Source organism: Pseudoalteromonas sp. NH0006-46 (assembly GCF_057547735.1).
On record NZ_BAAJML010000001.1, the window covers coordinates 841,027 to 853,476 of the forward strand.

Here is a 12,450-nt window from a genome sequence, read left to right on the forward strand (position 1 = left end):
AATAAATTTACCGAGCTTCAGTATCTCTGAGGCTCGAATATGCTCCTCCATTGATTTGATCAAGTACATTTCGTTATTGGAATATATTGGCAGAATTAGGTAAACTACGCGTTCGTTTTCTAGAAATGTTGCAGTATTGATGACCACTTTTAGGTTTGATGAACACGATGACTCTTATATTGATGATGCTTACGATGACTTTGCCCCTGCGGCAATTTATCGCTGCATTAAGGCTGAATCGAAATGGGATCCTCAACTAGACTTAACAGCCGCTTTAGATGTTCTTGCTGATTTTGAAAAACAAATTAATGCATTATGTGTTGCCGTACCCGACTCTCATGAACGCTTAGATAAGTTACTAGACACCTTTTACAGTGCATGGCTATTTAGCGCTTCGAGTTTAAAAGTACCTGAGCATAAACTAAATAGCTTAAGTTACACGTTAACTATGCGTAGCGGCTCGCCAACCACTCTGGCAATTTTACTTTGTCATTTTTTACAGCAGGCTAAGCTAGACGCCAGTATGAGCCTAAATCAAGGCGATATAGGTGTACACATTGCTATGAGCGATGAAGAAGGCTATTTGGTTGAGCCAAGTAGCGGCCAACAAAGCTGGTATATTATTCCTGAAAATGCTGATGAAGCAGACGGGCAAGAACAAGAGCCATTGGAACTTATTTTTGACGATGAAGTTTATAAGCTTTTCTTAGCACAACAAAAGTGGTCATTCATCAGCGAGAACAAATTTGGCCATGCATTAACATGCGTTGAAATGTTAATGGAATTAATTGGCGACGACCCTTACGAAAGACGTGACAGAGGATATTTATTAAATCAGCTCGATTGCCCTAAAATGGCCCGAGATGATCTACAATTTTTTGTAGATGAATGCCCAGATGATCCAGCAATAGAAATCATCCAGCACCAAATTGAAGAATTAGAAGATAATAATAAAACTCACCATTAATATTAGGGAATACCATGGTTGAAACACAAAGCGCATTAATCACTAATGATGCAGTTGTGCTTGGTTTACTCGCCGTTATTTTGGGGTTTATATTTAAAACCTCAAACAGCGAGCGCCCAGCATTAAAAACGTTCTATAAATATGTACCGGCTTTATTACTTTGCTACTTTTTACCTTCTTTGCTTAATACGTTTGGTATTGTTGATGGCAATAAATCGAATGTGTATTACGTGGCTTCGCGTTATTTATTACCGGCCTGCTTAATACTGTTAACTATTAGCATTGATTTAAAAGCAATTTTAAACTTAGGGCCTAAAGCGCTTATTATGTTTTTAGTCGGAACGCTCGGTATTGTTATCGGCGGACCCCTCGCAATTTTAGTTGTGAGCGCGGTAGACCCCACAATTGTAGGTGGGCATGGGCCAGATGCCGTATGGCGCGGTATGACAACCGTAGCTGGAAGCTGGATTGGCGGTGGGGCAAACCAAGCCTCAATGAAAGAAATGTTTGAGGTTGGTGGCGATATTTTTTCAGTAATGGTCACCGTTGATGTAATAGTGGCTAATATTTGGATGGCAGTTTTGTTACTAATGGCAGCTAACCACAAGAAAATTGATGCTGCTACGGGAGCAGACACCAGCGCCATTGAAGATTTAAAGCAGCGTGTTGAAAAATACCATGCAGAGCATGCGCGCATGCCAACACTGAATGACTACATGACATTGCTTGCTATTGCATTTGGTCTTACTGGTTTAGCCCATTTTTGCGCAGACTTTTTAGGGCCGTTTTTCGCTAATAATTATGCGTGGGCAAAAGAGTACAGTTTAACCAGTAAGTTTTTCTGGTTAATAGTCATTTCAACGACCATTGGTATTAGTTTGTCTTTTACTAAAGTAAGACAGATTGAAGCATTTGGTGCATCTAAAGTCGCCTCAAGCTTTTTATACATTTTAGTGGCCTCAATTGGCTTACATATGAATGTAACCGCTATTTTTGATAACCCGGGCTTGTTTTTAGTGGGCGCTATTTGGATGCTAGTACATGCTGGTTTAATGTTGCTTGTTGCAAAGTTAATTAAAGCACCGCTTTTTTATATGGCAGTAGGCTCACAAGCTAATGTGGGAGGGGCTGCGTCTGCGCCTGTTGTTGCGTCAGCATTTCATCCTTCACTTGCGCCTGTCGGTGTTTTACTGGCTGTATTAGGTTACGGAGTGGGTACATACATGGCTTATATTTGTGGATTAATGTTGCAAGCAGTTGCACCTTAAGGAATTAAAATGAAAGATCAAATTATCAAAATTAATGATATTGAATTAGCAAACAACAAACCGTTTGTTTTATTTGGTGGTATGAACGTTTTAGAATCGCGCGACTTAGCCATGCGCATTGCAGAGCATTATGTAGAAGTGACGACTAAGCTAAACATACCATATGTGTTTAAAGCATCATTTGATAAAGCTAATCGTTCTTCAATCAACTCGTACCGTGGTCCGGGAATGGAAGAAGGTTTAAAAATATTTGAAGAAATTAAAAACACCTTTAATATTCCACTGATCACCGATGTTCATGAACCGTATCAAGCGGCGCCGGTTGCTGAAGTGGTTGATGTTATTCAGTTGCCTGCTTTTTTAGCTCGTCAAACAGACTTAGTTGTTGCTATGGCAAAAACAGGTGCCATTATTAATGTTAAAAAGCCGCAGTTTTTAGCACCACATGAAATGCGCCACATCATTACTAAATTTAATGAGGCTGGTAATAATAATATTGCACTTTGTGAGCGTGGCTCTAGCTTTGGTTATAATAACTTGGTTGTTGATATGTTAGGTATGGATGACATGAAAGCAATGGCGCCAGTGATTTTTGATGCAACGCATGCGCTGCAACGCCCAGGTGGTCGCGCAGACTCAGCGGATGGGCGTCGAGCTCAAGCGGCAGAGTTAGCCAGAAGTGGAATGGCTTTAGGGATCGCTGGTTTATTTATAGAAGCACATCCAAACCCTAATGAAGCAAAGTGTGATGGACCATGTGCATTAGCCCTAAGTAAATTAGAAGGCTACCTATCGCAAATGAAGGCGGTAGATGATTTGGTCAAGAGTTTTGCGCCGTTAGATACTAGCGCTAGTGATTTATAAAAAGTGACCGTATAATAAAAAGCGACATTAGTCGCTTTTTTTACACCTTAAATATACTCTTTCTCGTCATGGGTATATAATTCATGCATAAGAAAAACTAATTCAAAGCTTGGTTATTATGTCAAGACGAGTCCCCCCATTAAACGCACTCAAAGCATTTGAAGCTGCAGCGCGGCATTTAAGCTTTACTAAAGCCGCAGAAGAGCTTTATGTAACGCAAGCAGCTGTTAGTCATCAAATAAAAACACTAGAAGAACATTTAGGTTTAAAGCTATTTTTACGAAAAAATCGCTCGTTATTATTAACGGAAGAAGGCCAAGGCTATTTTTTAGATATTAAAGAAATTTTTACGCAACTTATTGATGCCACAGAAAAGTTACTTGCGCGAGGGGCTAAAGGCTCATTAACGGTAAGTTTAACCCCTAGTTTTGCTATTCAATGGTTAGTGCCTCGTTTAAGTTTATTTAATGAATTACACCCTGAAATTGACGTAAGAATAAAAGCACAAGACCAAGACGAAAATTCGTTAAGCGATGATGTTGATATTGCTATTTACTATGGGCGCGGCCACTGGAATGGGGTGCAAGCTTATAAGCTACATACAGAGTATTTAGTGCCATTGTGTAGCCCTATGTTATTGAGCGGTCCTAAACCGCTTGATCAACCCAGTGATTTAGCACAGCACACCTTATTGCATGACACTACACGTAAAAATTGGAAAACGTGGATGAAAACTGCAGGTGTACGTAATGTACAAGTAAATCAAGGGCCTATATTTAGCCACTCTTCTATGGTGCTGCAAGCCGCTGTTCATGGCCAAGGCGTTGCAATTGGGAATAGTGTGTTAGCTAAACCAGATATTGATGCAGGACGATTAGTTATTCCATTTAGCCACAGTCTAGAAAGTAAAAACGCTTACTATTTGGTGCTTCGTGAGTCACAAACTGAACTGGGGAAAATAGTGTCATTTAAAGAATGGATGCTAAGTTTGGTTGAACAAGAGCAAGAGTATTAATCATGATTGAATGGTTTAAAAGTCAAAGCCAACCCGCAATTGCACAGTTTATTTTTGCTCATGGTGCTGGTGCTGGAAGTGATTCTGATTTTATGCAGCACGTGGCTGCACTGATCAGTGATCAAGGTGTTGATGTTGGTTTATTTGATTTTGAATATATGCAAATTGCCAAACAAACTAATAAACGACGCCCGCCGGAGCGTGCACCCAAGTTACTTGCTTACTACGAGCAAGTATTAACGCATGCTCAGTCTAAATTACCATTGTTTATTGGCGGTAAATCAATGGGCGGGCGAATGGCATCTATGCTCGCATGCACAACAAATCAGCCTGTTAAAGGGGTTATTGCGTTTGGTTACCCATTTCACCCACCTGGTAAACCAGAAAAGCTGCGCACAGAGCACTTTGCTGATGTTAATTGTCCTTTTTTAGTATTACAAGGTGAGCGAGATACATTTGGTACGCGTGAAGAGCTAAAAACCCTGTCTATACCAAAGCAGCCAAATTTTGTATGGCTAACTGACGGTGATCACTCATTAAAACCGCGTAAAAAAAGTGGAATTACTGAATTAGAAAACCGCCAAATAGCAGCGTCAAGCACAGTACAGTTTATAAAAAAAATATTGGATAAATAATGACAAAACTATTTTTAATGACGGGAAGCTTATTTTGTATGCTTTCGGTTATGTTGGGGGCTTTTGCCGCTCACGGACTAAAAAACCGTCTATCAGAATATTCGATAGGTGTGTTTAAAACTGCTGCTGAGTATCAAATGGTGCATGGTTTAGCATTAATTGCAGTGGCTTTACTCATAAAGTGGGGTATTAACCTAAATTGGGCTGGTCACTTTTTTATAATAGGGACGTTGCTGTTTAGTGGCAGCTTATATTTATTAGCACTGACAGGAATGAAATGGCTAGGGCCAATTACGCCTCTTGGTGGAATGTGCTTTATTGTTGGTTGGATTATCATTTTAGTGCAAGTTGCACGATTTAAGTTTTAAAAAGTTTAAGGGTTATTATGTCTAGTGTTGTGATTTATTGTCGCAGTGGGTTTGAAAACGATGCAGCTGCTGAAATAACATTTCATGCTGCGGAGCAGGGGTTTGCAGGGTATGTAAAAGCAAAACCAAATACAGGTTACGTTATATATGAATGTTTTGAAGCCCAGCATAGTGACGAAATAATCAAAAAAATAGATTTTAAAAACATGGTGTTTGCTCGCCAATGGTTTGCTGGCACATTGTTAGAAAATATGCCATTGGAAGACCGTGTAGGTGCTGTTGTGCAAGCAGCTAAGGATTTTCCGTTATGCTCTGAACTGCGAGTAGAGACACCCGATACAAACGAAGGAAAAGAACTACTTACCTTTTGTAAAAAAATATCGACACCGCTTAAAAAAGCACTAGAGAAACAAAACACCGTGTTGCGTGAGCCAAAAGTGAACCGGCCTGTTATGCATGTGTTATTTTTGGCAAATAATACCGCTTATGTTGGCTATTCATACAGCTATAACAATTCAGCCAATTTTATGGGTATTTTACGTTTGCGCATGCCAAGTGACGGGCCTAGCCGCTCTACACTTAAGCTTGATGAAGCGTTTAACGTGTTTATACCTGAGCAACAAAGAGAAACACGCGTTGCTGCAGGTATGCGATGTGTAGACTTAGGTGCATGCCCAGGTGGTTGGACATATCAGCTAGTGCGCAGAGGGATGTTTGTTAATGCAATAGATAATGGCCCAATGAATGATGACTTAATGGAAACAGGCCAAGTTAAGCACTTTAGAGAAGATGGCTTTAAATACCGCCCAGAGAAAAGAAACATTACTTGGCTTGTATGTGACATGGTAGAAAAGCCAACCAAAGTAACAAGCCTAATGATTGATTGGGCTGTTAATGCCTATGCAAAAGAGCTTATTTTTAATCTTAAGTTACCAATGAAAAAGCGCTTTGACAGTGTGTATGAATGTTTAGCAATGATAAAAGAAGAGCTCGCTAAGTACGGTATTAGCTACGAATTACAAGCTAAGCATTTATACCATGATAGAGAAGAGATCACGGTACATTTAAATGTGACTAAAGTCCCTCAAAGCTTATACAGTTGATTAACGATAAAAGTGGGCCACTAGGCCCATTTTTATATACACACTGTTACTAAGGCAATAACTTCATTTAAGAGTTAGCTTCGGTACTTAGGGCGGTAATTATCTACCCACAAACGCGTAGCACCGCATACCGCGACAGGCATAACAATTAGGTTAACAACTGGAATGGCTGTTAACAGCATAACAGCAAAACCAAACCCGTATGAAAGCCCTTGCTTAGACTTTAAGTCGTTTTTCATCTCATTAAAGCTAATTTTATGATTATCAAACGCGTAATCTTCATATTGCACCGCGTACATCCAACACGTAAATAAAACCCATAATATTTGACCTATTACCGGTAAAATCCATAACAGTATAAAAAAGCCAATAGCTCGTGGTAAGTAATAGCATAGCTTGGTCCATTCGCGGGCAAGCATGCGAGGTACATCTTTAACTAACTCGGCAAAGCCGTCATCATTAATTTTTTGACCAGTTAAGTATAACTCTACTTTTTCGCTTAAAAGTGCATTAAATGGAGCGGCAATAAAGTTTGTTATTACTGTAAATACCAGACTATAGCTAAATAGTACGACCAATACCGCAATCGGCCACATTAGCCACTCTAACCAACTCAGCCAATCAGGGAGCATATTATTGATGTAGCTAAAGCTTTCACTAAGCCAGCCAAATAAAAAAAAGAGCGAACTACCAAATAATAAAATATTAATTAAAAGCGGAATGAGCACAAAGCGCTTTAAACCTTTTTGGCTTATTAATTTAAACCCTGAAAAAAAATATTCCATACCTTGTATGATCTGCACAACAACCTCAATCAATGTTTACAACTCAAGTTAGTATAAATAGCTTAATAGTTTTGAACAGCTATTTTGCGTAACAAAGTGTTTAAAGCCAGGTATACGTATTTTTATCAGTTCTTAATTTGAAAGCACTGAGTCTGAGTTATTTAAACCTGTAATTGTGTTAAAACAACACGCAGAGGTTGTTCATTTGTTACAATTCGGTATAGTTTCACAACATATAATTAATATAAATTTGAGATACTCAATGCAGTTAGTTGATTTAAAACCGAATGACCAGGATGTGATTAATGTTTTTGCTGATATCGACCGACTTATAAATTCTTTGTACCCAGTAGCGACCGCACAATCTCTCACGTTAGGTGAGCTTGATAAACCTAATGTTTATGCAATTGGTTTAAAAAACGATGATGGGATTGTTGCTTGTGGGGCAATTGTGATGCAATCAGGGGAGCCATCTTACGCAGAAATAAGGCGCCTCTATGTAAACCCAAGTTACCGTGGAAAAGGGCTATCTCGTAGAATAATGCAAATTCTTTTGCATTACGCAGGTGAAGAAGAGATCCCATTAATTAGGTTAGAAACCGGCCCTAAACAAATTGAATCGATTAAATTATATGAAAATTTAGGGTTTAAGTGTTGTGGTTGTTTTGGCTCTTATCAAGATAACCCGCAAAGTGTGTTTATGGAGCTTGGCTTAAGCCAATAACAAGCAGATTTCTGAACGCCTATGTTTTTATAGGCTAACGCTGTGCTGTTTATTATTGTATAAAAAACATTAATTAACAGTAAAAGTCGATTATTTACAACTATACTTTACGTTACTTAAGCGAATTATTTTATTCGGTACTTAATACTGTACTGTTTTTAAAAACATATTTAAGCTAAAAACAATAATGAAAGTGTGTGGTGTCAAATGGAAGCAGTTAGGTTAAACACGTTGTTATCCCATCAGCAAGATATCTTATCTAAAATAGCGCTAGGGCTTCCCTTTGAAGACGTTTTAGATGAGATATGTTTGTCTATAGAAGAACTTATTGATGAAAATTCAGCTAAATGCTCAATCCTATCACTAAATAAAGGAAAACTACTTCATTGTGCTGCGCCCAATATTGATGATGAATATTGCCAAGCAATTAATGGGGTTCATATAGGTCCAAATGTTGGCTCGTGTGGTACTGCTGCGTATTTAGGTGAACGCGTGATTGTTGAAGATATAGCTAAGTCGCCTTTATGGGCAGACTTTAAAGAAATCGCTTTACAGTTTGGACTACAGTCGTGTTGGTCTACTCCTATTATTTCAACTAAATCAAATATTTTAGGTACTTTTGCTATTTACCACGATAAACCTAAAAAGCCTTCATCTTTCGAACTTGAATTAATCGACTACTTTGTTCACTTTACCAGTATTGCGCTTGAAAAAAACCATGAGTACATAAAAGCTAATCAACTGATCAATGATTTGGAAAAAAGTAATGAAAAATTTGAGGCATTTACGAAAGTGATGCCTGATTTGACCCTCATTATTAGTGAAGAAGGTGAGTATATGGATATTTACGGCACCACTGATGCACTTTTATACAAATCACAATCTGACTTGATAAATAAAAAAATTAGCGATGTGTTGCCTGTAGAAGATGCCGCATCAATCATGGCGGTAATAGATAAAACATTGCTGACAAATGATGTGCAAGTATTTGAATATGAGCTAGATATTGGCGGCAAAATAATGGTTTTTGAAGGTCGTACATCGCCAATTAAAGATTACCAATCAGATAACCCATCTCAGCGTTATATTGTTTGGGTTGCCCGCGATATAACCACAAGAAAAAAAGCAGAGAAAGAAGTAGAAAGACTCGCCTTCTATGACCCATTAACAGGTTTACCAAATAGGCGAATGCTAAATGACAAATTAGCAGCCTATGTTGAGAATATACACCAAAGCAATGTGACCGGTGCATTATTATTTTTAGACTTAGATAATTTTAAGCGAATTAACGACTCAGTTGGTCACAGTGCAGGTGATGAAGTACTTGTAGAGCTTTCAAAACGATTTAACGGTGTTATTGGTGAAAAAGATACATTAGCGCGTGTTGGCGGCGATGAATTTATTATATTGCTTGAATATGTTGGTGATAACACCGAAAGCGCGATTTTAGAATCAGAAAAAAAGGCTAAAATAATACAAAGTGTCTTTTATGATAAATTTGAAGTGGGTCGTTTAGCTTTTCAGGTTAGTTGTAGTATCGGTATTTGTTTGATAGATAAAAGTAATCATTTAACCGATAACATTCTTAAATTTGCTGATACGGCCATGTACCGTTCTAAAATGAAAAATGGCAACAGTTGCAGCTTTTATGATCCAGAGTTACAAGCTCTACTAGAAAATCAGGCAGAACTTGAAACCGATATTGTCAGAGCGATAGCACACGATGAATTTAGTGCTTATTTTCAGCCGCAAATAAACGCTAATGGAAAAATTACGGGGGCAGAGGCTCTAATTAGATGGCAGCACCCAAGTAAGGGATTGATTGCGCCTAATGACTTTATTCCAATCGCTGAGCAAAATGGGGTTATTCAAAAACTTCAAAACACCGTGCTGCGTGATATTTGTATTTTAATAAATGAGCTTAACAGCAAGAAGCTGATTGATGATTCATTTAAAGTGTCTATAAATATAAGTCAGGTCCAGTTCAATTCAACGACGTTAAAAACTGAATTATTAAATGTTGTTAACGATTATGGCGTTAACCCATCGAATATTAAGTTAGAGATCACAGAGTCTATGCTTAGCGGCGATATTGCCAGCGTGATATCGCAAATTGATGAATTAAAACAGCAAGGTTTTATTTTTTCGATAGATGATTTTGGCACAGGCTACTCGTGTTTAACGCATTTGAGCTCGTTTTCGGTGAATGAATTAAAAGTAGATAAAAGCTTTATAGATAAAATATTAGACAAAGGCACTGGATTTAGCATTGTGCAAACCATTATTAACCTTGGTAAAAGCCTTAGCTTAACAGTTGTTGCTGAAGGTGTTGAAACCGAAGAGCAATTTACCATACTTAAAACAATGAACGTTGACATGATTCAAGGCTATTTAATTGCTAAACCAATGCATTTTGAAGATTATTTACACTGGCATCAGTCTTTTTAGAGGTAGATACTGTAAATACAAAATTAACATACCTTAGCAATTAGGCTAGGCTCAGTCGCAATATCAAAACGATTAACAAGAACCCTGTTCTTGTTAATCGCATTCATATAAAATTCACCACATAACGTCCTTTAGTTTTCATAATTAACGCAATACAGAGCGAGATTTCCTTATCCTTTCTAATAAAGACACCAGTTCAACGACCGATTTAACAGTAGTTACCCACAATGGTAATTTTCATGCCGATGATGTATTTAGTATCGCGGTGCTTAAACATGTTCTTCCTTCGTTTAATTTAGTACGTACCCGCGATAAAGCGCTAATGGATAATGCTGATATCGTGATTGATGTAGGTGGGCAATACGATCCAGATACCGGGCGTTTTGATCACCACCAGCGCGGTGGCGCCGGGGAGCGTGAAAATGGAATACCGTACTCGTCATTTGGTTTGGTGTGGCAAAAGTATGGTTTATCACTGTGTGGCAATAACCAAGCAATTGCAGACAGAGTAGATGCCGGGTTGGTCTCAACCATTGATGCAATTGATTGTGGCCATGTTGAAGGGGTGCAGCAAGGCATAAGTTTAAGTCAAACAATTTCAATGTATAACCCAACGTGGGAAGAGAGCCCTGAGTTTGATAAGTGCTTTGATGAGGCTGTCGAATTTGCTTCTCGTATGTTGACTCGATTTATAGCGTCAGCCAGTGGCAGTGTTAATGCAAAAGCAATTGTAACTGAAGCTATAGAAAGTGCAGAAGACCCACGCGTTATTGTGCTTGAAAAATACACTCCATGGAAAAAAACAGTGCATATCTTGTCAAGCGAAGCATTGTACATGGTTTATCCTTCACACTCAGGTCAATGGATACTACAAACAGTACCTGTAGAGCCTGGATCGTTTGAAGATAGAAAGTCTTTACCTAAAGCATGGGCTGGTTTATCTGATGAAGAGTTTCAAGCTGAAACAGGCTTAGACGACGCTGTATTTTGCCATAATGGGTTATTTATAGCCGGTACTAAGTCGTTCGAAAGTACAATGAAGTTAGCCGAGGTGGCCTTAGCTGAGTAATCTGTTTAATCTAAATAGTGGTTAAGAGATTTATTACTCATATTTAGGGCTATATAGCTAAGTAACTTTTTGGTTACTTAGCTTTGTTATGTGCTCTCATTTAAATTACGTGAGGTTTTATGTTTGAAGTAAAAACTATCGCGCTATTTATTATTACCGCCTTTGCTGAAATTATTGGCTGTTATTTGCCCTACCTGTGGCTCAAAGAAGATAAATCCATATTACTTTTGATTCCTGCTGCAATCAGTTTGGCATTATTTGCTTGGTTGCTAACTTTACACCCTGTGACAGCTGGGCGTGTTTATGCCGCGTATGGCGGCGTTTATGTATGCGTTGCTTTACTATGGTTATGTGTAGTTGATGGCGTAAAACTTACAGTGTGGGATGTAGTGGGCGCAGCGGTTGCCTTACTGGGTATGGCTATTATTATTTTTGCTCCTAAAAGTGCTTAATCTTGTTCAGCTTCTTTTTGTTAAAATACCCTATTCTTAAATAAATTAAACCGCAGAGATAGGAAGCCAATTATGAATATTTATAAATCACTGCTTTTACTCTTTAGCTGCCTTACTTTGATAACCGCTTGTAGCAAAGATCCTTTAAAAACCATTGTTACTACCTCGATACCTACGCCTTGGTGGGAGCCATTAACGCCTGATGTTGTTATTAATAACAATGAATTTTATTTACAAGGTTGCTCGTCTGTAACCCGTGTTGCTAGTGAAGGCAGTATAAAAACAGCAAGCATTGTTTTAAATATCCCAACTCGGTTATTGTCTAGCTGCCCAGAAAATCAAAGCAATAAACGCCTTAAATACGATGGCACATATCTTACATTAACGCTTTGCAGGGTGGCATTTGGCGCTGGTGGCTGCGCAGATGAGCGCTATAGAACTCTCGATTTTGTTAATTGGGAAGAGTACATAGGTATTACATGGTTCAAAAGTGAGAAGTACGAGGCATGGCGCAACCTTGGATCTACATCTTCAAAAGCAGACTCAATAACCAAAGTAGTAATTAATTAAGCAAGAATTTATATAATTTTGGAAGTGAAACTCACCATCATAACCCGCTATATACTGCTCAATCATAAAGTTAATTAGCAGCTAAGCCTTATTAATTAAGGGCTCGTTGACTGTGTAATAAAGTGGGTATTTGTAATCTTAAAAATCACTCGTTACGAGTAAAAATACTTGTTGGACTTAAA

General features: G+C 38.3%; 13 protein-coding genes. 12 read left to right on the plus strand and 1 reads right to left on the minus strand.

The window, feature by feature from the left end:
* Nucleotides 1-139 precede the first annotated feature (139 nt).
* The 7 genes from AC27I2_RS03915 (at nucleotide 140) to rlmM (ending at nucleotide 6,220) form a co-directional block, all read left to right on the plus strand.
* Nucleotides 140-967 (plus strand): tetratricopeptide repeat protein, encoded by an 828-nt coding sequence (locus AC27I2_RS03915; protein ID WP_487203526.1) that lies wholly within the window; start codon nucleotides 140-142, stop codon nucleotides 965-967.
* 14 nt (nucleotides 968-981) lie between these two features.
* The gene (locus AC27I2_RS03920; protein ID WP_487203527.1) at nucleotides 982-2,235 is read left to right on the plus strand and encodes a DUF819 family protein; all 1,254 of its coding nucleotides are present in this window, start codon (nucleotides 982-984) and stop codon (nucleotides 2,233-2,235) included.
* A gap of 9 nt (nucleotides 2,236-2,244) precedes the next feature.
* Nucleotides 2,245-3,099, plus strand: coding sequence for a 3-deoxy-8-phosphooctulonate synthase (kdsA, locus tag AC27I2_RS03925; protein WP_487203528.1), 855 nt, complete (start codon nucleotides 2,245-2,247; stop codon nucleotides 3,097-3,099).
* A gap of 118 nt (nucleotides 3,100-3,217) precedes the next feature.
* Nucleotides 3,218-4,114, plus strand: coding sequence for a transcriptional regulator GcvA (locus tag AC27I2_RS03930; RefSeq protein ID WP_006794510.1), 897 nt, complete (start codon nucleotides 3,218-3,220; stop codon nucleotides 4,112-4,114).
* A 2-nt stretch (nucleotides 4,115-4,116) separates the two neighbouring features.
* Nucleotides 4,117-4,749 (plus strand): alpha/beta family hydrolase, encoded by a 633-nt coding sequence (locus AC27I2_RS03935; protein ID WP_487203529.1) that lies wholly within the window; start codon nucleotides 4,117-4,119, stop codon nucleotides 4,747-4,749.
* Nucleotides 4,749-5,117 (plus strand): DUF423 domain-containing protein, encoded by a 369-nt coding sequence (locus AC27I2_RS03940; RefSeq protein ID WP_058403357.1) that lies wholly within the window; start codon nucleotides 4,749-4,751, stop codon nucleotides 5,115-5,117. The genes AC27I2_RS03935 and AC27I2_RS03940 overlap by 1 nt, the downstream gene beginning before the upstream one ends.
* A gap of 17 nt (nucleotides 5,118-5,134) precedes the next feature.
* Nucleotides 5,135-6,220 (plus strand): 23S rRNA (cytidine(2498)-2'-O)-methyltransferase RlmM, encoded by a 1,086-nt coding sequence (rlmM, locus tag AC27I2_RS03945; protein WP_487203530.1) that lies wholly within the window; start codon nucleotides 5,135-5,137, stop codon nucleotides 6,218-6,220.
* Between the two features lie 74 nt (nucleotides 6,221-6,294).
* Here the strand turns inward: rlmM and cysZ are convergent, their stop codons facing one another.
* Nucleotides 6,295-7,005 carry a sulfate transporter CysZ gene (cysZ, locus tag AC27I2_RS03950; protein ID WP_171034627.1) on the minus strand — a complete coding sequence of 237 codons (711 nt, stop codon included), beginning with the start codon at nucleotides 7,003-7,005 and terminating at the stop codon, nucleotides 6,295-6,297.
* 262 nt (nucleotides 7,006-7,267) lie between these two features.
* Between cysZ and AC27I2_RS03955 the strand changes: the two genes are divergently transcribed.
* From AC27I2_RS03955 to AC27I2_RS03975, 5 genes are all read left to right on the plus strand, one after another.
* Nucleotides 7,268-7,729, plus strand: a complete 462-nt coding sequence (locus AC27I2_RS03955; protein WP_058403550.1) for a GNAT family N-acetyltransferase — start codon at nucleotides 7,268-7,270, stop codon at nucleotides 7,727-7,729.
* Between the two features lie 207 nt (nucleotides 7,730-7,936).
* Nucleotides 7,937-10,177: a sensor domain-containing phosphodiesterase gene (locus tag AC27I2_RS03960; RefSeq protein WP_058403355.1), complete on the plus strand. Its 2,241-nt coding sequence runs from the start codon at nucleotides 7,937-7,939 to the stop codon at nucleotides 10,175-10,177.
* A 172-nt stretch (nucleotides 10,178-10,349) separates the two neighbouring features.
* On the plus strand, nucleotides 10,350-11,246 hold the full coding sequence (locus AC27I2_RS03965; RefSeq protein WP_058403354.1) for an MYG1 family protein: 897 nt from the start codon (nucleotides 10,350-10,352) through the stop codon (nucleotides 11,244-11,246).
* A gap of 119 nt (nucleotides 11,247-11,365) precedes the next feature.
* Nucleotides 11,366-11,698: a YnfA family protein gene (locus tag AC27I2_RS03970; protein WP_487203531.1), complete on the plus strand. Its 333-nt coding sequence runs from the start codon at nucleotides 11,366-11,368 to the stop codon at nucleotides 11,696-11,698.
* Between the two features lie 72 nt (nucleotides 11,699-11,770).
* Nucleotides 11,771-12,268: a hypothetical protein gene (locus AC27I2_RS03975; RefSeq protein WP_487203532.1), complete on the plus strand. Its 498-nt coding sequence runs from the start codon at nucleotides 11,771-11,773 to the stop codon at nucleotides 12,266-12,268.
* Nucleotides 12,269-12,450: the final 182 nt, after the last annotated feature.